The organism is Aliirhizobium cellulosilyticum, assembly GCF_014198105.1.
Lineage (GTDB): Bacteria > Pseudomonadota > Alphaproteobacteria > Rhizobiales > Rhizobiaceae > Neorhizobium > Neorhizobium cellulosilyticum.
Map to the genome: position 1 here is coordinate 91,114 of NZ_JACIGW010000006.1, position 21,738 is coordinate 112,851.

Annotated in this window: 24 protein-coding genes; 10 read left to right on the forward strand and 14 right to left on the reverse strand. The window is 57.7% G+C overall.

Annotation, left to right across the window (positions count from 1 at the left end):
• Positions 1-28: 28 nt before the first annotated feature.
• The 6 genes from GGE33_RS21510 to nirK all read right to left on the reverse strand — a co-directional run bounded on the left by GGE33_RS21510 (position 29) and on the right by nirK (position 6,962).
• Positions 29-454: a response regulator gene (locus tag GGE33_RS21510; RefSeq protein ID WP_183827766.1), complete on the reverse strand. Its 426-nt coding sequence runs from the start codon at positions 452-454 to the stop codon at positions 29-31.
• The gene (locus GGE33_RS21515; protein WP_148144224.1) at positions 451-1,578 is read right to left on the reverse strand and encodes a PAS domain-containing protein; all 1,128 of its coding nucleotides are present in this window, start codon (positions 1,576-1,578) and stop codon (positions 451-453) included. The genes GGE33_RS21510 and GGE33_RS21515 overlap by 4 nt, the downstream gene beginning before the upstream one ends.
• 61 nt (positions 1,579-1,639) lie before the next feature.
• Positions 1,640-3,604 (reverse strand): PAS domain S-box protein, encoded by a 1,965-nt coding sequence (locus GGE33_RS21520; protein WP_343062601.1) that lies wholly within the window; start codon positions 3,602-3,604, stop codon positions 1,640-1,642.
• Positions 3,605-4,047: 443 nt separating this feature from the next.
• Positions 4,048-4,752, reverse strand: coding sequence for a Crp/Fnr family transcriptional regulator (locus tag GGE33_RS21525; RefSeq protein WP_148144226.1), 705 nt, complete (start codon positions 4,750-4,752; stop codon positions 4,048-4,050).
• Positions 4,753-4,843: 91 nt separating this feature from the next.
• Entirely contained in the window at positions 4,844-5,740 is an 897-nt protein-coding gene (locus tag GGE33_RS21530) for a formylglycine-generating enzyme family protein (RefSeq protein ID WP_183686747.1), read from the reverse strand.
• An 82-nt stretch (positions 5,741-5,822) separates the two neighbouring features.
• Positions 5,823-6,962 carry a copper-containing nitrite reductase gene (gene nirK / locus GGE33_RS21535; protein WP_183686749.1) on the reverse strand — a complete coding sequence of 380 codons (1,140 nt, stop codon included), beginning with the start codon at positions 6,960-6,962 and terminating at the stop codon, positions 5,823-5,825.
• Positions 6,963-7,421: 459 nt separating this feature from the next.
• Here nirK and napE point away from each other — a divergent pair, with 459 nt between their 5' ends.
• Genes napE through GGE33_RS21565 form a run of 6 tightly spaced genes read left to right on the forward strand, consistent with a single transcriptional unit; the run spans position 7,422 to position 12,058 of the window.
• A complete protein-coding gene (gene napE / locus GGE33_RS21540) occupies positions 7,422-7,637 on the forward strand; it encodes a periplasmic nitrate reductase, NapE protein (protein WP_183827772.1) in 216 nt (71 codons plus the stop codon).
• 5 nt (positions 7,638-7,642) lie between these two features.
• Complete coding sequence (gene napF / locus GGE33_RS21545; protein WP_148144230.1) at positions 7,643-8,143, forward strand: ferredoxin-type protein NapF; 501 nt, start codon at positions 7,643-7,645, stop codon at positions 8,141-8,143.
• Complete coding sequence (locus GGE33_RS21550) at positions 8,136-8,417, forward strand: chaperone NapD (RefSeq protein WP_148144231.1); 282 nt, start codon at positions 8,136-8,138, stop codon at positions 8,415-8,417. The genes napF and GGE33_RS21550 overlap by 8 nt, the downstream gene beginning before the upstream one ends.
• Positions 8,392-10,896 (forward strand): periplasmic nitrate reductase subunit alpha, encoded by a 2,505-nt coding sequence (napA, locus tag GGE33_RS21555; RefSeq protein ID WP_183827775.1) that lies wholly within the window; start codon positions 8,392-8,394, stop codon positions 10,894-10,896. Before GGE33_RS21550 ends, napA begins: the two co-directional genes overlap by 26 nt.
• Positions 10,866-11,357, forward strand: a complete 492-nt coding sequence (locus GGE33_RS21560; RefSeq protein WP_148144233.1) for a nitrate reductase cytochrome c-type subunit — start codon at positions 10,866-10,868, stop codon at positions 11,355-11,357. The genes napA and GGE33_RS21560 overlap by 31 nt, the downstream gene beginning before the upstream one ends.
• Entirely contained in the window at positions 11,357-12,058 is a 702-nt protein-coding gene (locus GGE33_RS21565; protein WP_343062610.1) for a NapC/NirT family cytochrome c, read from the forward strand. The genes GGE33_RS21560 and GGE33_RS21565 overlap by 1 nt, the downstream gene beginning before the upstream one ends.
• Before the next feature lie 94 nt (positions 12,059-12,152).
• Here GGE33_RS21565 and GGE33_RS21570 read toward each other — a convergent pair whose 3' ends face one another.
• A complete protein-coding gene (locus GGE33_RS21570) occupies positions 12,153-12,662 on the reverse strand; it encodes a DUF2249 domain-containing protein (RefSeq protein WP_183827779.1) in 510 nt (169 codons plus the stop codon).
• 70 nt (positions 12,663-12,732) lie between these two features.
• On the reverse strand, positions 12,733-13,014 hold the full coding sequence (locus GGE33_RS21575) for a DUF2249 domain-containing protein (RefSeq protein ID WP_183827782.1): 282 nt from the start codon (positions 13,012-13,014) through the stop codon (positions 12,733-12,735).
• A gap of 204 nt (positions 13,015-13,218) precedes the next feature.
• On the opposite strand from GGE33_RS21575, the gene hemN reads away from it, so the two are divergent.
• Complete coding sequence (gene hemN, locus GGE33_RS21580) at positions 13,219-14,571, forward strand: oxygen-independent coproporphyrinogen III oxidase (protein WP_183827784.1); 1,353 nt, start codon at positions 13,219-13,221, stop codon at positions 14,569-14,571.
• 68 nt (positions 14,572-14,639) lie between these two features.
• Here the strand turns inward: hemN and GGE33_RS21585 are convergent, their stop codons facing one another.
• The 6 genes from GGE33_RS21585 to GGE33_RS21610 all read right to left on the reverse strand — a co-directional run bounded on the left by GGE33_RS21585 (position 14,640) and on the right by GGE33_RS21610 (position 20,258).
• On the reverse strand, positions 14,640-16,538 hold the full coding sequence (locus GGE33_RS21585) for a nitric oxide reductase activation protein NorD (RefSeq protein ID WP_183827787.1): 1,899 nt from the start codon (positions 16,536-16,538) through the stop codon (positions 14,640-14,642).
• Between the two features lie 11 nt (positions 16,539-16,549).
• A complete protein-coding gene (locus tag GGE33_RS21590; protein WP_183827790.1) occupies positions 16,550-17,353 on the reverse strand; it encodes a CbbQ/NirQ/NorQ/GpvN family protein in 804 nt (267 codons plus the stop codon).
• A 69-nt stretch (positions 17,354-17,422) separates the two neighbouring features.
• Positions 17,423-18,769 (reverse strand): nitric-oxide reductase large subunit, encoded by a 1,347-nt coding sequence (locus tag GGE33_RS21595; RefSeq protein WP_183827793.1) that lies wholly within the window; start codon positions 18,767-18,769, stop codon positions 17,423-17,425.
• Between the two features lie 28 nt (positions 18,770-18,797).
• Entirely contained in the window at positions 18,798-19,250 is a 453-nt protein-coding gene (locus GGE33_RS21600) for a c-type cytochrome (RefSeq protein WP_148144240.1), read from the reverse strand.
• A 160-nt stretch (positions 19,251-19,410) separates the two neighbouring features.
• Positions 19,411-19,683, reverse strand: a complete 273-nt coding sequence (locus GGE33_RS21605; RefSeq protein WP_183827796.1) for a cytochrome C oxidase subunit IV family protein — start codon at positions 19,681-19,683, stop codon at positions 19,411-19,413.
• A gap of 5 nt (positions 19,684-19,688) precedes the next feature.
• Positions 19,689-20,258: a cytochrome c oxidase subunit 3 gene (locus GGE33_RS21610; RefSeq protein WP_183827799.1), complete on the reverse strand. Its 570-nt coding sequence runs from the start codon at positions 20,256-20,258 to the stop codon at positions 19,689-19,691.
• A gap of 105 nt (positions 20,259-20,363) precedes the next feature.
• Between GGE33_RS21610 and GGE33_RS21615 the strand changes: the two genes are divergently transcribed.
• The 3 genes from GGE33_RS21615 to GGE33_RS21625 are packed head-to-tail and all read left to right on the forward strand — an operon-like array spanning position 20,364 to position 21,689.
• Positions 20,364-20,519 (forward strand): hypothetical protein, encoded by a 156-nt coding sequence (locus GGE33_RS21615; protein ID WP_183827802.1) that lies wholly within the window; start codon positions 20,364-20,366, stop codon positions 20,517-20,519.
• A 13-nt stretch (positions 20,520-20,532) separates the two neighbouring features.
• Entirely contained in the window at positions 20,533-21,009 is a 477-nt protein-coding gene (locus tag GGE33_RS21620) for a hemerythrin domain-containing protein (protein WP_183827805.1), read from the forward strand.
• Positions 21,006-21,689, forward strand: a complete 684-nt coding sequence (locus tag GGE33_RS21625; protein WP_183827808.1) for an NnrU family protein — start codon at positions 21,006-21,008, stop codon at positions 21,687-21,689. Before GGE33_RS21620 ends, GGE33_RS21625 begins: the two co-directional genes overlap by 4 nt.
• Positions 21,690-21,738: the final 49 nt, after the last annotated feature.

Sequence of the window (21,738 nt, forward strand, 5' to 3'; positions counted from 1 at the left end):
GGGCCGAAATCAATTGCACTGTTGGTGTTCACGTAGATCGCCGTCCCGCATTCGCATCTTCGGCAAGAACCAGGCTCACCGGCGGCGAGCCGCTATCGTCTCCTTGGATGATTGCCGACACATAAGCGAGTGCGTTCTTCATCCCGTTCATCGTGTAAGGCTTCTCTATTGCGCCAAGAGCACCAGCGAAATCATCGGGAATTTTCTTTATGTTGCCACTGACGAACACGTAGGGAATACCTGCAGCAGCAAGCTCTCGCCCGACATCGATGCCGGTAGGCCCATCCATGAGATGAATGTCCACAAACGCAAAATCCGGTTTGGAACTGCCGATCTGATGGCGTGCCTGGGCGCTGCTCATGGCAAGCCCGGTCACGATATGTCCTGCCATTTCCACCTCGCTTTCGAGCTCCATGGCAAGCAGCATCTCATCTTCTACGATCATAACTTTCAATGCGTATTCTCCTGATGGTCGCCGACGAGAAGGACGACGTCGACAATCGTCTTCTGCCCGTCCCGCTTCCGTTCGATTTCAGCGCCGAGCTGCAGGGCGGAGGCCTCAAGCAACATCCGTCCAAGCTCAGCACTTTCGCTGTCAGGCTCGACCGGCTCCGAGGTGTCTTCGACACGGATCAGAAAGTGGCCATTGAGGCGTTTTACGACAACATGGATATCGCCGCCGCCATCGCTTAGCCCGCGCCGGACGGCGTCCCCGACGAGCTCGTTGACGATCAGCGAGAGCGGTGTTGCCTTGACGGCCGGAACAAGAAGAGGTGACAGATCCAGCGAAAGGCGAATGTCCTTGCGGCCCGTTGCATCGACAAGGTCGGTGACAAGCTCTCGTGTGAACTCCGACATGTCGAACTTCGAGACATCGTCCAGGGTGAACAACTTGCGCTGAACCGTGCTGAGCGCTTCGATCCGGTTCAGCACCGACATGAGAGTGCGTTTTTGTCGATCATCCTTGGTGACACGCGCCTGAATTTTGACGATCGAGGCCATCGTCAAAAGATTATTCTTTACCCGATGGTCGACCTCGTGGACGAGGAGCGTGCGGGCGTCCAGCGCAGAGCGCAGGTTCGCCGTGTGTTTTGCAACCTCCGCCTCGGCCTGATGCCGCGCGGCGGCCAGATCCGCTTCCCGACTCTTGACCGGCGTGAAGTCGAGCTGGGAAGCAAAGAAGTAGATGATCCTATTTGCTTCATCGCGCACAGGGCTAATGAATACGGCATTCCAGAACGTGGAGCCATCCTTGCGATAATTGAGGATGTCCACGGCCACGTCCTGACCGGCTCCGATCCGTTCGCGCATGAGCGCGATGGTATCCCGATCAGTCTCAGGCCCTTGCAGAAAACGACAATTGCGGCCGATGACCTCATCGTCACTATAGCCAGTTAGCTTTCTAAAAGCCTCGTTGCAGAAGATAATCGGGTTGTCAGCCTGGTTTGGATCCGTGACGATCATTGGCATACGCGTGGCTTTGAACGCCGCCGCGAATGGGTCCTCACTCACGTGCCCGGCGACCAAACGGTCCCCGGCGCTGCGTGCTTCGCGTTGGTGTTGATCCTTTTCCTGCATATTAGCCCTGATTGAGTTGCGTCACGAGAGAAGTCATGGCGGGGAAAATGGTTCCTGCTGGTCATGCCCTGCCGTGTGGCGGCATTAACGCTTCGATTTCGCAGATGACCCCGGCAGAATCATATATGATCGTCGATGTTCCATTGAGCTCGGCCGCCAGCAAACGCTCGACCAGTCGAGATCCGAAGCCCGTCCTGGTCGGGGCGCCTACGCTCGGCCCGTCCCTTTCCTGCCAGCGGAGACGAAGAGAAGTGGTTTTGGGGTCATAGAGCCAGGTAATCGATACTTTGCCCGTCGGTACGGAAAGGGCACCGTACTTGGCCGCGTTCGTTCCGAGTTCATGGAGGGCGAGCGACAATGTTGCGACGGCCTTTTGGGGCAGTAGAACTGATGGACCGGAGATTTTGAAACGCTCCGGCGGGTAAGGTGCAGCCGCCTGCTCGACCACCGCAGCGAGATCCGCGCTTTGCCAGTCACCTTCTGCAAGCAGATCGTGAGCGTGCGCCATTGCCGACAGCCGCGCTTCGAATGCGGCTACCGCATCTGTTGTATCAGTCGTCTTCGCAAAGGTCTGACGCGCGATGGCGATCACTGTCGCGAAGACATTCTTCACCCGGTGATGCAACTCGCCGATCAAAACCGCCTGAAGCCGATCGGCCTCCATTTTTGTGGAAATATCATGGGCGATTTTCGATGCCCCGACAATCTTGCCGGCAGTGTCATGAATGGGTGAGACGCTCAGCAGAACGTCGACCAGATGGCCGTCCTTGCGGCGACGCCTGGTCTCATAGGCCTCGATTACGGAGCCGGCTTTGATCTGCTCGAGCAGAGCCGGCTCCTCTTCAGCCCTGTCTTCTGGCACCAAAGCCAGAACAGACTGACCAAGGATCTCATCGGCTTTGTAGCCATAAAGTTGTTCAGCACCGCCGTTCCATGATGTGATATTCATGTCCAGGTCTATCGCAAGGATCGCATCGTTTGAGGACGCGATGATCGAGGCTAACCGGCGCTCTGCCTCTTGAGCCTTTTTTCGCTCACTGATGTCGATCGAAACGACAGAAACCTGATGGATACGCCCTTGGGCATCGCGCAGCGCAGAAACGGTGTTGTTAACCCATACGAGACTGCCGTCTTTCCTGACGTATCGCTTCTCCATGTCGAAGCTTTTGCCGGTGGCTGCAAGCTGGCTGAACAGCCGGTTTTGCTCGGGCATGTCATCGAGGTAGGTGATGTCGACGATACTCTTTCCGATGAGCTCCCGTTCTTCATAACCGACGATTTCGCAAAACCGCCGATTGACGTGCAGGATCTCCCCTTTCAGGCTGCCTTGGCCGATGCCGGCTGCCGACTGCGACACGACAGCTCTTAGCCGCTCCTCGCTTTCCTGCAGGGCCTGATCGGCGCGAACGCGGTCCGTCGTTTCATTCACGATGCAGAAGACGCCTCGCACGACCCCGTCCTCATCATGGATTGCGGAATACGAGATGTCGAAATAGACGGTTTCGGGATAGCCGTGACGCTCGATATAGAAGGGGCGATCCTTCGCGGCGACTGTCTCACCTGTGTCCATCACACGGCGCAAGAGTGGCTCGAGATCGTCCCAAAGCTCGGGCCAATTCTCGCGCGCGGGTCGGCCAAAAGCTATAGGGTGCCGACGGCCGATGGTCGGAGCGTAAGACTCATTGTAGAGCGCGACCAGATCTGGTCCCCAGAACATGACGATCTGGGCCTTGGCCGGCAGCATGATATCGACAGCGGATTGCAGACAGCGAGGCCATGCTGGTGGCGGACCGAGGAAAGAATCGTCCCATCTTCCGCTCTCGATCAATCGCGAGATCTCGTCCGTCCCTTTGAAGGTTTTTCCAGTCCCGCTTCGCATTGGTACCCGCTCTACCTGCCGCTGCGATGTTGCGCATCGTGTTCCCGATTGGTTGTTGGCAGATTTATGGCGGCAGATGACTGCTGCAAGGCCATTCCGCAATGAATTCGGAAAGCGAAGGGAACCGACCTTTGAGGTTAGAGGCATCCAATGCAGGCCCTCTTCAAATCAAAGCCTGCTCTGCCAAGCTACCATTTCTGACTCTGGTCACGGCCCATGACCGACGTTGACATGCCACGTGGCATAGATGGCATGCCGCTCGCCGCGATTATTCGCGACCGCTGGTCACCGATCAAGATCATTGTGTCTGACCATGTCGACGACGCCAGGCGATCTAGTTCCGGCCGAAAACGGTGTTCTTCTCGACCTTATCGAGAAGAGCAAATCATAGAGACAATTGATGCCATTATAGGCATGCAATCACCGGCTAGCACTGTCTGCAAGTGCCTTGTGGTCATCCATCGCTCGGACGAAGTCAGGCAGTGTCTGGTGTCCTTCCCAAGGAGAATTATCTTCCAAAATTCGAGGATTTCTTCGCAGGCACGAGAACTCTTTCGTCTCCGTACCTCGTAGGAAAATAAAGCGGCGTTTTATTTTCTCCGTCGAAATTCGCCCGCGGCAATACTCTCAAGCCCTGACATATCTGTTACAAAGAGCTTTTGTCGCCCGCCCAGCACAAACCCCATTTGTTCCCACGCGCTTAAAATGCGTGAAACTGTGTGAAGGGTAGTGCCGGTCATTTCCGCAATGTCCTGCCGGGAAATCAGGAAATCGATGCGGATGCCACGCTCCTCCTGTTTCCCCGCCTTCTTGGCAAGGCGCAGAACGGTGTGAGCAACCCGTCGTTCCACTTCCTCGGTCGACATTTCACGGATGCGAACATGTGCTTCTTCCAGTCTCTCCCCAATAGTCTGCATGGCCGTCACGGCAAGGCGCGGATTGTGCTCCACAAAGCTCGGCCAAAGCTCCGTTGGCCAGGCCAGCGTGACACTTTCGGCTACGGCCGTTGCCGTGCCTGGGTAGTCCGTACGTTGCAGTGCCCTGGCAAAGCCGAACAAATCACCTGGATGCACGACCCGGACAATGATCTGCTGGCCGTCTTCTGTCACCTGCGTCACCTTGAGCCGGCCGTGCAGAAGAAGAAAGAAACTGCCGGCGGATCCGCCTTGTTCGAAAACTGCCTCCCCTTGGGCAAAGCGCCGTGCAGACGCATGTTGCAGCAACCGATCCAACTCATCGTCCGGCATAAGGTCGAAAAGCGAAATAGATCGAATAAGCGAGCGGTCGATTTTCAAGGTGGCTTGTTCCTCGGTGCGAAGCCGGTCAGGTCGCGTTCATAGTGAAACGCAGCCCACTTCCCTCCCTGAGGAATCGGGCTGAGTAACGCTACATCGGACGGCCCGAAATGGCAAAAAGCAGCGGCGCATACCACCGTCTGTCACGCACGAGGCGAAAGCCTACGTTGTCGGGTGGTGCGCCGACCGAACAACCGCCTCCTTTAGGTTCACGAATAAACGAGCTCAACGGGGCGCTGTGTTTGCCGGCTGTAATATAGATACCGCAACTTTCGGCTTCCGATATCGGCTTCGAGTACCTGTCCAGCATGACCCTGCGCAGGCAGGTTGATGTCCATTCCCATATATTTCCTCCGAAATCGGCAAGGCCGTGTTCGTTCTCGCCAAAACTCCCATAGGGTTGAGGATGAGGAAGACGCGAGGCTTTGCGCGCGGTTTCGCGTTCATAGTCCGCAAGCCAACGCAATGCGGGATTCTTGCTCTCCGGATCGATGCCGAGTGCGTCGTCCGGATATTTCGAGCCTGCAGCAAACGCCAGTTCCTCAATGGACGGCAATCGCCAGACCTCTCCGGTTTTATCGGAAAGCCAGCGGGCATAGATGGCCGCATCGTCAAAGCTTACCCCGGTCACGGGCAAATCGGCGCGTGACGATGTCGGCAAATCGCGGCGAGTACAGCCCCCTTCGAGAACACATTGATCGTAGCTCTCGGCACTTACCTGATACTTCATGATTTCCAACGGCTGTCGGAGAGTTTTGGTCATCGGCGCGTCGACGGCGAGGCCATTGCGAAAGAACTCCCCACTTTCACGATACTCCAGGCGACCCGCAGGGATGCTGATGGTTTCAGGAACTGGGCCGCCGTCTCCACGCGTCGGTAGTAATCCAGACTGAAAGCCAATTGCGCCCGTCAAACCGACAACAAGTGCGAACGGAAGAGCGATTGACGAAAAGGCATTACGAAGAAGAGCGGCATTGAAAAACGTCATAGAATCCTCCGATCCCTCCGGCCTCCTCTGACCGGCACGGAGATGCGGCTCGGCACTCGATCCGAGGCCGAGCCAAACATCGTCAACCCGAGGTCGGCGAGACCACGGCTGTCATAAGGTCATCGTTCCAGTCGCCCGTCACCTTGAAGTGGCCGGCCGCGCCAAGTTCGAACGCCTCGATCAGATTGTGGTTTACATATGCATAGATACCAGGCTGCTGGAACGTGTAGTAAGCCGCCCCTGCAGCGCCTCCAGGGATGAACCATGTTTCCTGATCGAGTTCTGGCGGATTGGCGAACTTGCCGGTAGCCCAGACATAGTCGCCATGGCCCCCGATGAGATGCGGACGCGTATCTCTGTTGGCTTGCGAATGCAGGATCAGGACGCGGTCGCCAACCTTTGCCTGCAAGGCGTTCTCACCCGTCAAAGCGCCGACCGCCCCGTTAAACACGACATGTGTCGGGGTTAGTGTCTTCATCGTTTCCAGGACATCCGGATAGGCTTCACCAGCACTTTCGTACTTCTTGAACTGGCCGTTCTCATCCTTCGGAACATAAAAGTCCTGCTCGCCGACATAGTACACCTTGTCGTAAACGAGGTCGTGGCCCTTGTGGTCCTTGAGTCCGTCACGCGGCAGAACCATGATCGCGCCATTCATGCCCGAAGTGACATGCCATGGCACCATGCCGGCGGGGGCACAGTGGTAGACAAAGACACCCGCCTTGGTGGCCTTGAAGCGCAGCACCGCCGTCTCACCGGGATTGACCACCGTCAGCGCCCCGCCACCCAGCGCACCCGTCGCCGAATGGAAATCTATATTGTGCTGCAGCTCATTGGTATCGGGGTTGACGAGCGTCAGTTCGACGTAGTCGTCCTGGTGAACGACCATCATCGGCCCCGGAACAGATCCATCGAATGTCATCGCATGGACTTCAGTCCCCTTGTCATCGACGATAATCTTCTTTTCCTGGATGGTCATCTTGAACTCGATAACCTTTGGCGCGCCCTCAGCCTTCTGGGTGTGGGCATGTACGAACGGCGGCCTGACCAAGTCAACCTTGACGCGCTTCAGCGTCGCGATGTTTGCTGCTGTTGCAGCGGGATTTGTCTTGATATCTCCACCTTCGGCATGTGCAACAGAGGTGACGACCGGCGCCAATGCTCCCGCGACAGCTGCGCCGGCCAGCATGCTCCGGCGGGTCAACCGAAACTGTTCACTCATGAAAGTCTCTCCCTTTTTCAAGAAGCGGACCAATGTCTGTTCCGCAGCTTCGAAGTTAGATCGACTTGAATGCGCGTTATTGTTCCAACACAAATAAAAACGAGAGTTATCGCGTATAGGTAGATTACGTGAAGAGACACTCGTCCACTTGATCAATGCTGGTTTTTAGGGAACACTGAAGTACCGGGCGAAGAAAGTTTTGCTCATCGAGCCCTGGGGTAGTGGCCGATCCGAACCATGATGGGACTTGGTTTCAGTACATTGGCAATATCGTCTTGAATGTTGTGCGTCGCCCGCGGCACAACCTTCGTTTGTCTTCTTTTTAATCTTTACGCATATTTTTTTGGCGAACTGCGGCTTATTTGATTTTTATCAAGGTGAACGATTGTCGGATTTGGTTATAATTAAGGCATTTGGTGCATATTTGCATTTCAGATCTTGCCAGAACCGGAAGCGAATATGGTTGAGCCGACCGCAACTCTCGAACAGACATCGTTCCGTCAAAAGCGGCGTCGCGAGCTGCTGACTTTTGTTGTTCTTGCGTTTGGTATCTGGCCCATAGTCGCGGTCGGCACTGTTGCCACCTATGGCTTCGCAGTTTGGGCCTACCAGATCGTCTATGGCCCCCCTGGCCCGCACGACATAAACCCGGCACGGCCAAATTCGGCGGAGTGAGTGACATGGGGCAGATGGCCAGCACGCGTCGCGCATTCTTGACCGGCAGCGTTTTGCGCGAAAACAGCAGTTATTATCCGCCCGGCGTTACAGATGAATCCGTAGGCAACTGTACGGGCTGCAGTAACTGCGTTGATGCCTGTCCGACAAAAATAATCAGCCTGCGTGATCGTATTCCCACCGTCGATTTTCAAGTCGGCGAATGTACGTTCTGCGGTGAATGTTCCGCGCGATGTCCTGAGCGGGTTTTCCCGCCTGAACCCGCCACATCATTCGCGCATCATGCCGTCATCGCAGATAGCTGTCTCGCGTTGAACTTCGTTGATTGCCAGGCGTGTCGCGATGCCTGTCCGACGACGGCAATCCGGTTCAAACCCCGGCTGGGCGGGCCTTTCGTGCCGGTGCTCGATACCGATCCTTGTACCGGTTGCGGTGCCTGCATTTCGGTCTGTCCCACCCAGTCCATCACCATGACGGCAAACAGGATGGAGGTGGCGCATGCGTGAACCACAGCACCATATATCGAGCGCCGTGGTCGTCGTGCGGCCGGAAGCGGTCGAGCGTATGACTGCCGCCCTCACCGATATCGAAGGCGTCGAAGTGCATGCCACCGGCGGCGGCAAGATCGTCATCGTCATCGAAGGCCCGAGTTCCGGCTTTCTCGGTGAAACATTGATCGGAATTTCGGCGATGGATGACGTCATCGCCGCACACATGGTCTTCGAACAGACAATTACAGAAAAGGAGATGTCGGATGACGGCAGAACTCACGCGGCGTGACGTGCTGAAAGCGCAAGCTGCTGCCATCGCAGCATCGACAGCCGGCATCGCGATGCCGGCAGCCGCCCAATCCGTCCCCGGTGGCGTTGCGGCACTGGAAATCAAGTGGTCCAAGGCCCCCTGTCGCTTCTGCGGCACCGGTTGCGGTGTCATGGTCGGTGTTAAGGAAAACCACGTGGTTGCCACCCATGGCGACATGGAGGCCGAGGTCAATCGCGGCCTCAACTGCGTCAAGGGCTACTTCCTGTCGAAAATCATGTACGGCAAGGACCGGCTGACGACACCGCTCCTACGCAAACGCAACGGCGTCTTTGACAAGGAAGGCGAATTCGAACCCGTCACCTGGGAAGAAGCCTTCGACATCATGGCCGAGAAGGCCAAGAAGACCCTGAAGGAAAAGGGGCCGACAGCGCTCGGAATGTTCGGCTCCGGCCAATGGACGATTTTCGAAGGGTATGCCGCGACAAAACTGATGCGCGCTGGCTTCCGATCGAACAACCTCGACCCCAACGCCCGCCACTGCATGGCGTCGGCAGCTTATGGCTTCATGCGCACCTTCGGCATGGACGAGCCGATGGGCTGTTATGACGATTTCGAGCATGCCGACGCCTTCGTGCTGTGGGGCTCGAACATGGCTGAGATGCATCCCATCCTGTGGACGCGTCTTGCCGACCGTCGCCTGGGCCACGAGCATGTAAAGGTATCTGTTCTATCGACCTTCACCCATCGCAGCATGGACCTTGCCGACATTCCGCTGGTCTTCAAGCCCGGCACGGATCTGGCGATCCTCAACTACATCGCCAACCACATCATCCAGACCGGTCGCGTCAACCAGGAATTCATCGACAAGAACACCAAGTTCATGCAGGCGACGACCGACATCGGTTATGGCCTGCGCGCCGAACACCCGCTGGAAGTCAAGGCGACCGGTGCGGCCAAGGCGGCCGAGATGACGCCGATCGATTTCGAAGCCTTCAAGAAGCACGTTTCCGAATACACGCTCGACAAGGTAGCCGAGCTTGCAGGTGTCGACAAAGCATTCCTTGAACAGCTGGCCGAGCTTTATGCCGACCCCAAGGTCAAGGTCATGTCGCTCTGGACTATGGGCTTCAACCAGCACGTCCGCGGCGTCTGGGCCAACCAGATGGTCTACAACATCCATCTCTTGACCGGTAAAATCTCCGAGCCGGGCAACAGCCCCTTCTCGCTGACCGGCCAGCCTTCGGCCTGCGGCACCGCCCGCGAGGTCGGCACATTTGCCCACCGCCTGCCGGCCGACATGACTGTGACTAATCCGGAGCACCGCAAACACGCAGAGGAACTCTGGAAGATCCCGCACGGCATCATCCCGGAAAAGCCCGGCTACCATGCCGTCCAGCAGGACCGCATGCTGCATGATGGTAAGCTGAACTTCTACTGGGTTCAGGTGAACAACAACATGCAGGCCGCAGCCAACAACAGCAATGAGGCCTATCTCGGCTATCGCAACCCGGACAATTTCATCGTTGTTTCGGATGCATACCCGACGGTAACGGCCCTAAGTGCCGATCTTATCCTGCCCGCTGCGATGTGGGTGGAGAAGGAAGGTGCTTACGGCAATGCCGAACGCCGCACCCATGTATGGCACCAGTTGGTAAACGCGCCGGGCGAAGCCCGCTCCGACCTCTGGCAGTTGGTTGAGTTCTCCAAGCGCTTCACCACCGAGGAAGTCTGGCCGCAGGACATTCTCGACCAGAACCCGGACTATAAAGGCAAGACCCTCTACCAAGTCCTTTTCCAGAATGGTCAGGTCGACCGGTTCCCGGTCACCGAAATCTCGCCAGACTACGAAAACCGCGAGGCCAAGGCTTTTGGCTTTTACATCCAGAAAGGCATATTCGAGGAATATGCGAGCTTCGGACGTGGCCATGGCCACGACTTGGGTCCATACGACCTCTATCATGAAGTTCGCGGTCTGCGCTGGCCGGTGGTCGACGGCAAGGAAACCAAATGGCGTTACCGTGAAGGTTATGATCCCTACGTGAAAGCAGGCGAAGGCGTCAAATTTTACGGTCAGAAGGACGGTCGCGCCGTCATCCTCGCCGCCCCTTACGAGCCGCCGGCGGAATCACCGGATGACGAGTTCGGCTTCTGGCTGGTCACCGGCCGTGTTCTCGAACACTGGCATTCCGGCTCTATGACCATGCGCGTTCCCGAACTCTACAGAGCGTTCCCAGGTGCCCGCTGCTTCATGAACGGCGACGACGCGCGCCGGCTCGGCATCAACCAGGGCGGACAGGTGAAAATCCAGTCGCGCCGCGGCGAGATCATCAGCCGGGTGGATATCCGCGGCCGTAACCGCATGCCGCATGGCGTGATCTTCGTGCCTTGGTTCGACGCCAGCCAGTTGATCAACAAGGTCACGCTCGATGCCACCGACCCCATTTCCAAACAGACGGATTTCAAAAAATGCGCAGTCAAGATCCTTCCCGTCGCCTGAGTCGGCGTCTCTGGACGCTTTTCGCGCTTGCTCTGTGTCTGGTCACCGGCACGGTCGCTCTCGCACAGACCGTGCCGCAACTATCGGGCCGTTCAAGCCCGATGCAAAACACCGGAGCGGATCCGCTGCCGAGATGGATCGTCGACGACATCCAGAAGATGCGCAACTATCCCGATCAGCCGCCGGTCATCCCGCATTCGATCGAGGGATACCAGCTGTCGGTCAACACCAACCGCTGCATGTCCTGTCACCGACGTGAACTGACAGAAGGTTCCGGTGCGCCGATGATCAGCGTTACCCATTATATGAACCGTGAGGGCCAGATGCTGGCCGACGTTTCGCCGCGCCGTTATTTCTGCACTGCGTGCCACGTCCCGCAGGCAGATACGCGGCCCCTGGTCGACAACACGTTCAAGGATATGAGCGAACTCGGCTTCAAACCGGCGGGATCTGGACAATGATCGGCATGATCAAAGCAGTGATCCTTTGGGCCTGGCGTATTCTCGCCACGCCCGCGGGAACCTTGGGCCTGGGCTTCCTCACGCTCGGCGGTTTTGTTGGAGGGGTGATTTTCTGGGGCGCGTTCAACACGGCACTGGAAGTGACCAATACTGAAAAATTCTGCACCGGTTGTCACGAAATGAAGACAAACGTCTACGAGGAATTGACGCAAACGGCGCATTTCTCCAACCGTTCGGGTGTTCGGGCATCTTGTCCGGATTGCCACGTCCCGCATCAATGGACCGATAAGATCGCCCGCAAGATGCAGGCTTCGAAAGAAGTCTGGGGCAAGATTTTCGGCACGATCAACACGCGCGAGAAGTTTCTCGACAAGCGGCTTGAGCTTGCCCAGCACGAATGGGCGCGTCTGAAGGCCAATGACAGCCTGGAATGCCGGAACTGCCACTCGTCGATTGCTATGGATTTGACCAAGCAGACGAAACGCGCCGCCGACATTCACACACGTTATCTCCTCTCGGGCAAGGCGACCTGCATCGACTGCCACAAGGGAATTGCGCATGAACTTCCCAACATGGATGGTGTCGATCCCGGCTGGAAGGTTCCGGCCGAGCTGATGGGTAAAGCCGCCTCGCACGGTCTTCAGGACACCGATCAGCTGGCAGCCTATCTGGCCGCCCGGGAAGGTAACATTATCGACTGATCGCTACGATATAATCAGCCCCGAAACGGGGCTGATTATACTGTTTAGTGGCGATGACACGCGATACGATCAGGATGGAAACAGGTCCAGTCCGCTATCCGACCCGGATAAGCATTCGATAGACGTTGCCTGAACCATCCGAAGCACCGACCCAGCGGTGCCCCCTGTTTTCGAGCTCGGTCGCCAGGAATGCTGGCTCGCGGTCAAAAAGCACAAACAAGACTTCGCCCGACTCCATCAACGAAAGTCGCGACAGCACTTTTTCCATCGGGACTGGTGGTTGCGCACCGACGAGGTCGAGCTGCCATAACGGCTCCGGCCAATCCGAAGCGTCCTCGGCGCCGCTCGATACGGCGACATGAGCCGTCTGTTTTGCAATCGGCGAAAAGATAATCTCCCAATCGCCGGTATCGAGCTCAAGGGTTTCGCTTGAAAAACCCTGTCTGCTCATCAGCGGCAGAAGCGGTGTCGGCTTGAATGTGGAGAGAAGCCGCAGCCCCTCTCCTGGCGCTAATGACTGAACAGCCGCCATGATGTCCTGAAAAGGCTCCCCGCCTTCGCGCAGAATAGGGCGGACATCGAGTTCCTTGTAAACCTGCGACATGCGGATTCTCCTAATAAAGGAATGTGGGCCGCTGCAATTAACCCGACAGTTTCAAAACAGCCGGCTTATATCAGTGATTGCCACCGCAGGAACAACCGCAACCATCATGCTTGAGCCGCTTGAGCTCAACCTTCCAAAGCTGCGGGCCGTGCTCGAGGTATTCCCACCCAAAAAGGCCGGCGAAGTTCGTATCGAGATGCATACGCAAAGGGATCGGATCGTGATCTACGGTAATGTGCAGCACCTCACCAGGCTCAAGCGTTTCCAGCGTGCCGAAAATGCGCCGATGACGCTGAGCCCCCGGAATTTCGCGAACATCGATCGAGAGAACCTCACCAAGCTTTGCATTCATCGTGTTTATCGTCCTTCATCTGCCCGCGAGATATGTCGGGCCTGGGGCGCGGCCTATGACTTTTCGCTAACACACGCAAAACGCCCCCTCGTTGTTTCGGCTCAAAGATCTTTCAGATCCAGCCAATCCGTTCGCTGCTTGGCATTCGGCAAAGAAGGATAGGTGTGCGACCTCTAATTTTGCTCCTGTCACAGGAGTTGAACGATGAAGAGAAGCATTCTTGAGCGCTATGGCGACGCCCGCCTGCCGCGTTACACCAGCTATCCGACCGCGCCGCGGTTTTCTCCGTCCATTGGTGGTGGAACCTATGGCGACTGGTTGTCCCAGATCGAGGGCGACGATCCCATCTCTCTTTATGTCCATATTCCGTTCTGTCGGTCGATGTGCTGGTACTGCGGCTGTCACACGACGATCACCCTGAAAGACCAGCCGATACTCGATTATCTCGATGTCCTGAAACGGGAGATAAGCCTGGTTGCTGACGCCATGCCGAGAAAACCGGAAATAGCCACGATCCATTTCGGTGGCGGCACGCCGACGATCATGGAACCAAATGAATTTCTGGATCTCGACTTCCACCTGCGCAGCCGTTTCGCTTTTGTCGAGAAAACGGAACTGGCGGTAGAGATCGATCCCCGCACCCTGACCGATGAGATGATCTCTGCCCTCGGCAAGGCCGGTGTCACGCGTGCGAGCCTGGGCGTACAGAGCTTTGATCCGAAAGTGCAAAAAGCGATCAACCGCATTCAGACGCCAAAGCAGACCCGCGCTGCAACTGAAGGCCTCCGCACCGCCGGTGTCGGAAGTATCAATTTCGACCTCATCTACGGCTTGCCGCATCAAACCGTCGCTTCCGCAATCGAAACGGCAGAAACCGCCATATCCATGCGCCCCGACCGGTTTGCCGTTTTTGGCTATGCCCACGTCCCGACCTTCAAGAAACATCAGCGCCTGATCGATGAGGCAGCGCTCGCAGACGCAGCCGGGCGCCATGCACAGGCCGAGGCGATTGCCGAGACCTTGCTCGATGCCGGATACAGGCAGATCGGGCTCGACCATTTTGCCCTTCCCGGCGACAGCCTGTCGATAGCCGCCAAAACCGGATCGCTACATCGGAATTTCCAGGGTTACACGACGGACGCCTGTGAGACCCTGATCGGCTTCGGCGCTTCTGCGATCGGCCGTTCAGCTCACGGCTACGTGCAAAACGAGGTCGCTATCGGCCGATATGCGCAGTCCGTCGCCACTGGCCAGCTTGCCACTGCCAAAGGCTATCGGCTGACCACCGACGATCGGCTGAGAGCCGAGATCATCGAGCGGGTCATGTGCGATTTTTCGGTCGATCTTGCCGCGATATGCCGATCTCACGGTGTCTCGGCAGATACGGTCGTGAATGGGAATCCGCAGCTTCAACGCCTGCTCGCAGATGAAATCGTAACATTGGAGAATGGGGTTTTGCTCCTGCGCGGCGAGGAGCGTTTTCTGGTGAGGGCAGTTGCTGCGTGTTTCGACGCCTATCTTGCTCAGGCGGGCCGCACCCATTCCAAAGCGGCTTAAACGCTCATTGTAGAAGATGGACCCGGCCTTCGGGTAAGGCCGGGTCCTCGCTGGAGTCGGTTGGGGGATTAACCGACCAGCCCGCGATAGATGGCCGGAAGTGCCGAAGGCAGCTTGCGGATATCCGGCACGACAGCAAATCCATGCTGACCGAAAATCGCCGGCACATAGGATTTGGCATCCTGATCGACGGTAACCCCGAACACCTGCACACCCTTGCGACGCGCCTCGATCACCGAACGCCGCGTATCCTCCAGCGCGAACCGGCCTTCGTAGTGATCGACATCATTGGGCTTGCCATCGGTCAGCACCAGCATAAGGTGCTTACGGTTGGGCTGTTCGGACAGTTTTGCCGCTGCATGGCGAATGGCAGCGCCGATACGGGTGTAATAGCCCGGCTTCAGCGAGGCGATACGGCGGCGCACAGCTTGGTTCATCGGCTCGTCGAATGCCTTGATGGTTTCCACCCGCACCCAGTCGCGACGCCGCGAGGTAAATGTCAGGATGGAATGGTTGTCACCGCAGGCGGAGAGGCCTTCCGCCAGCACCATCAGCGCTTCCTTCTCCACATCGAGCACACGGCGGTCGTTGAACCAGGAATCAGTAGACAGCGACACATCGACCAGCAGCGTTACCGCCAGATCATGCGCCTGCGGGCGGCTCATCAAATGGATGCGGTCCGAGCATTCGCCGCTGGCCTTCAGGTCGGTGCGGCTGCGCACCACGGCATCGAGATCGAGATCGGAACCATCGAACTGGGCGCGCAGCATTTCGCGTTTCGGCCGCATCACCTCGAACTGCCGCCGCACCCGGCGAATGAGGTTTTTGACCTGCTCGGACTGCTGGAAATCCTCGCCCTCCAGCGGAGCCGGACCGGCAAAGACCCGGCAATGATCGCGCATATAGACGCCGCGACGATAATCCCATTCCGGATAGGTGAGTTCGGCGACAAGAGGCGTATGCACCAGCGCTTCCGGCGGCAGGTCGAGATCGAAACGGAATTTTGCCGATGGTCGCCCCTTTCGCTCGCCGAGCGTCATCTCGTCCAATTCGTCGGCAGCCGCCGCGTCATGATCGTCGCTATCGTCACTGGGGCGATCGACATTAACCATCTCCGCCATGGCGAGGATTTTTTCGAAACGGTTGAGGATAAAAGGGCTGCGCTCGCCTTTCCTCTGAGAATCCTTTTCGCGCACGGCGATATGGCGGCCACCCGCCATGGCATCCTGCGTTGCGCCACCGGCGGGATGATCCTCCTCCTGCCGCGGTTCCGCCTCCTCACGCGAAAACGCATCCGGCCAGAGCGGCACCGGCAGCATTGGCAAATAACCGGGCGGTGCCTTCAGCGGCCACGGCCCCGCTTGGTAAAGCGGCGCAAGACCGGCGCCATGCCGCAACAGATCGCCGATGCGATTTTCCACCATCTGCTCGATACGCGGCAGCTTTCCGCGCTGGCGTTGTTCGATCAGCGACAGACAGAGATTTTGATAACGCGGCATCAATCCTGGGAAGGCTTCAAGCACATCCTCCACCCGGCGTACCGCCTGTTCAAGCAGTGCCAGATCGCGGCGAAGCGGATCGATTTCATGGATCGGCGAAAGATCCATCCGCGCCATGACCGCCGCGAGCCACAGATAGAGATCGCGGTTGAGATCGCGCTGCGGCATCAGGTCTAGCACCGGCGGCAACATCAACGATGCCTCGTCGCGGGCCGGGTGGACGAGCTTTTCTTCTCCCAAACCCATGCGCTGGCGGAGTTTCAGGCGATGCGCGGATGCCTTGCCCCGGGCGGGAACGAGCTGTACCGCCCGCTCGCCACCGAAACCACGGAAGCAGACGGAGATCACCGGAAGCACCTCTTCCAGCTTCACCGCCGCCGCCTCATATCGCGGCCAGGTGCGGGTATTGCCGGCAAAATTGTGCCAGGCGCGTCCGACGGTTTCTTCGAGTTCGAGAAAATCCAGCATCGCGTTCTCCCCTAGCGGATTACCGCCTGCATCAGTTCGAGAAGCGCCGAGCGCACATCCTGCTCATCAGTCAGCGGCTCGATCATCGCGGAGCGCACCGCATCACGCGATTCAAGGCCGGCATCGATCAGGCTCGCGCAATAGACGAGAAGACGGGTGGAAACGCCTTCTTCCAGATCATGGCCTTTCAGCGCCCGCAGCCGCCGGGCAAGTTCGACCAGCGGTTCCACACGGGCGGCATCGAGGCCGCTTTCTTCCGCCACGACCTCGATCTCGCGTGCCTTGGGCAGGAAATCAAACTCGATCGCCACGAAACGCTGGCGGGTGGAAGGTTTCAGCGTCTTCAACAGGCTCTGGTAACCGGGATTGTAGGAGACCACGAGCATAAACGAGCCTGGTGCTTCCAGCTGTTCGCCGGTGCGCTCCAAGGGCAGAATGCGGCGGTCGTCGGTCAAGGGGTGAAGCACGACCGCAACATCCTTGCGGGCTTCAACCACTTCATCGAGGTAACAAATGCCGCCATCGCGCACCGCCCGCGTCAACGGACCATCGACCCAAACTGTATCGCCGCCCTTCAGCAGATAACGGCCGGTAAGGTCGGCGGCGGCGAGATCGTCATGGCAGGACACGGTGGTCAAAGGCAGGTCGAGCTTTGCCGCCATATGGCTGACAAAGCGGGTCTTCCCGCAACCGGTCGGGCCTTTCAGCAGTAGAGGCAGCTGGCGTGTCCAGGCGGTTTCGAACAGGGCGCATTCATTGCCTGCCGGCGCATAGGCCGGGATCTGGGAGGTCGAGTGACGCAGATGCATGTTCATCGGAGATTTCCTTAAGGATGAAAGGATAATTCCCGGCCCACGCTTCAGGATCGCGAGCCGGAAAGTCACTCATTCGGCCGGCTCAGCGATGCCGCTAATCGCCGGGACGCGATCCTTGCCGGGTACCAGAATGGCCCAGACAAACATCAATGCCGAGATGAGGACGAAGACGCCGGAGCCCAGGCGGACCCAGTAGAAAAGTGCCAACTGGTCCTGCACGTCCATGTAGCCTTCGCCCAGCACGCGCTGCAGATGAACCTGCAGGACACCCGCAAAGGTGAGCGCAAAGGTCATCACCGACATGGCCGTGCACATCATCCAGAAGGACACCATGGACAGCCACTGGTTATAGGGCTTGCGGCCACGGATTTCCGGAACGGCATAGGCCATGATGGCAAGGTTGAGCATGACATAGGCACCGAAGAAGGCGAGATGGCCGTGCGCTGCGGTCACCTGCGTGCCGTGGGTGTAGTAGTTCACCGATGACAGCGTGTGCAGGAAACCCCAGACGCCGGCGCCGAAGAATGCCATGACCGAGCAACCGATCGACCATAGAAGAGCGGCGCGGTTCGGATGCTTGCGTCCGGCCTTCCATGTCATCACGAAGGTGAAGATGACCATGGTGAAGAAGGGTGCGACTTCGAGCGTCGAAAACAGCGAGCCGATCCACTGCCAGTAGCCCGGAGCGCCGATCCAGTAATAGTGGTGGCCGGTGCCGAGAATGCCGGAAAACAGCGCCAGGCCGACAATGACATAGAGCCATTTCTCAACCACTTCGCGGTCGATACCGTTGAGCTTGATCATAAGGAAGGCCAGGACCGAGGCCATGATCAGCTCCCACACGCCTTCGACCCACAGGTGGACGACATACCACCAGTACATCTTGTCGAGCGCGAGGTTGGCCGGATTGTAGAAGGAAAACAGGAAGAAGATCGCGATCCCCCAGAGACCGAAGATCAGAATGTTGGTGACGACGGTCTTGCGGCCCTTCAGCGAAGTCATGGTGACATTGAAGAGGAACATCAGGCAGACGATGACGATGCCGACCTTGATGGCAAAGGGCTGTTCGAGGAATTCGCGTCCCTCATGGATCTTGAACATGTAGCCCACGACGGCAACGGCCGCGGCGATGAGAAAGATCCAGAACTGCGCGATTGCCAGCTTTGGGCTATAAAGTTCGGTTTCCGCCTCTTCGGGAAGCAGATAGTAGGTTGCCCCCATGAAACCGATCAGCAGCCAGACGATCAGCGCATTGGTATGGATCATCCTGACGATGTTGAACGGCAGAAGTTCGGAAAGAGTGTTTGGCATGACATAGATCGTGCCGGCCAGAACGCCGAACAGCACCTGCGCCAGGAAGAGGCCGATCGCGCCGTAGAAATACAGCATCGCGACCTTTTGAGTTTGGTATTTCATCGCATGTTTCTCCTTGGGTCCGAGCTCATCAACCGGCGTCGTTCGGCGGCCATTTCTGGGTGTTGATCTTGCTCGTCCATTCGAGGAAGTCGGCGAGGTCGTTCAGTTCCTGTTCGGTCAGGTTGAACTGCGGCATCTGGCGCCGCCCCTCGATGCCCGAGGGCTGCGCCGCCATCCAGGCCTTCAGGCTGTCGCGGGCGCTTTCCGGGTCGTCCTTGCCGCCATAACGAACCCAGACATTGCCCAGCTCAGGCGCGAAATAGGCCCCTTCCCCCAACAAGGTGTGACAGTTGATGCAGGCGTTTCTTTCCCAGACATGCTTGCCGCGGGCAACGCTGTCGGTGAGCGCCGTTTCATCCGTCGAGGTCGTGCGGATGTACCAGTGACTATGGGCTGTCAGCCCCACGAAAATCGCGAAGAAGAATATGGACCCGCCGTAAAAGACGTTGCGGGCTCCGGTCTTGGTGAGGCGTTCTGCCATACCTTACGTCCTCTCATCTGACGCAGTCAGTGACCACGGCTCGAAATCCCCCGCCATGTTGCGGCCGGACGATCCCCTCGCCGGCCATGCGGGACGTCTTCTTTCTATTGTTCGGTGAAAAGCCTTCTTTGTGCATTGGCAAAGAAGGGAGCGGTTTGGCTTAGGCGAGATATGAAACGAGAAGCGGCCGCGCCAGGGCCACAAGAAGCAACAGGGCGCACCATGCCAACAGTGAGAGTGCCATGCCACGCTGGCCATGACGCAGTTCCATGAAGTCGAGAATGACGAACCGCGCCTTGACGAAAGCGATCAACAGCACGGTACCGATGGCGATCAGGTTGCCGTCAGACAGAGTCGCGATCGTGGCGCCACCGATAGCCAGAATAAGAACGAGAATGAATGTCCTAAGTATTGGGAAACGGGTGTCATGCATATCGTTCAAACCAGATAGATGATCGGGAATATTACCAGCCAGACAAGATCGATCGCGTGCCAGAGTGTGGCGATGAGCAGGATATTGCCCCGCGCCGGTCGCCACGCGACGAGAAGCAGGACGAAGCTGCCGAAGACGACATGGAGAAGATGAAACCCGGTAATGAGAAAATAAAGCTGGAAAAAATAGGAGAAGGTCGCATCGAAAGAATAACGGAATTCGGCGGCGTATTCGATACATTTGATCACGACGAACAGAAGCCCGAAGGCCGCGGCCAGGCAAAATGGAATCCGCGCTGTTGAAGGCGACGCCCGCCGCCGTGCCGCAATCGCGGCCTGCCAGCCGCTGGTTAAAAGCACGAGAGTGTTTGCCGCCGCAAGGCCGGGGTTTAGGTGAATGCGGGCGACCGCAAAGTCGTCTGCGTGTATGCCTGACATGATGAGAAATGCCGTGAGCAGAATGCCGAAGGCGATAAGCTCGCTCCAGACCAGAATCCAAAGAAGCAGAGCGTCGTCATCGATAGCCGTCTCATGAGCGATCTGCAGAGGCGCTCCGCCTGATATTTCATTTTGCATGGTCATGCCCGATGATAGGCGTCGCGAAGATGTCCTTCTTTGCGCTTCGGCAAAGAGAATTGCGCATCAGCAAGGCATGGTGGGAGCATCGAAAGGAATTCTATCATGACGGACGCACAGGTCGGCCTCCTCGTCGCCACACCGATCATCATCGGCTTCGCGCTCACCCTGCAGCGCATGGGTGTGCTTCAGCGCACCGGCACGCTTTCGGCAGTTGCAGCCTCGGTCATCATCGCCGGCATGCTGTTCCTGCAACAATAAGGGAAGAAGCGTCATGACAGTCTCAGTCACTCCACTGAACGCACCGAATATTCGCCGGCTCGAAACCAATCACCAGCAGCTCCTCAGTCTGAGCCTTCAGCTCGAGCAGGCTATGGAAGAGATTGGAACCGATCCGAAATACGTCGATCTGCAACGCCTTTCCAATTCCATATTCCTGCTGCTCAGGGAAGCGCATGATCTGGAGGAGCGGGTTCTATTTCCCGGCTTTGACCATCGCGCAGGTTCGTGTTTTTCGGTCATGATTATCGAACATTTGAAGGCCGAGCATCGTTACGACAGACTGGCGGGAGAAGAGTTGCGGCTGACCCTCACAGCGCTTTCAGAGGGCCGGTGCGCCCTTCCCCTCGACACGATAGCAAGAATGCTACGTAGCTTCCTGGAGTGCCTGCGCCGCCACGTCTCCACCGAGAAACTGATGATGGAAGCCCTGTTGGCCGCGGAGGCGGAAGAGCGGGAGATTTTCGCTTGAGCCAGCTTTATCTCGCCCTGATCGCATTCATATTGTTGCATTCGGTACCGGCACTCCCACCGGTTCGTAACGGCGCAATCGCTATTTTCGGCCGGAAAACCTATCTCCTGATCTATTCGGTCGTCTCGACTCTGTTGCTCGTCTGGGTGTTCCATGCCGCCTTGAACACGCCCTATGTGGAACTCTGGGAGCCATCAGGCAGCCATGCCATGGTGACACTCGTGCTCGCTCCGATTGGCATATTTCTTGTCCTCTCCGGCCTGTTCACACCCAACCCCGCCTCGATAACCTTCCGGCACAGTGATCGACCGGGCGCCATTGTCGCGGTCACGCGCCATCCTGTTCTGTGGGGTTTCCTCTTCTGGTCTGGTGGTCACGTGATTGCGAATGGCGACCTGCGGTCTCTCATCCTCTTTGGCGGACTTGGCCTATTTTCCGCAGCCGGTTTCCTCATGCTGGACAGGCGCGCGAAGCGTCGGCTTGGCCAGGGCTGGAGCGCATTTTGCGCGGACCATCCGCTGCTGCCTCTGGCCACATTCGCGACCGGCAGAAAAAGGATGAAGGTCGATGCCCCGATGGCGCTTGCATTTGCACTGACAGCGGCGATGACCCTCTGGCTTCTCCTCGGCGGCCATGCCCTTTTGTTCGGCGCCGATCCGCTGAGTATGGCTACCATATAGAACGTCCTGACGACGGCCAGTTTGTCAGCCTTGTTTGCGCTCCGACAAA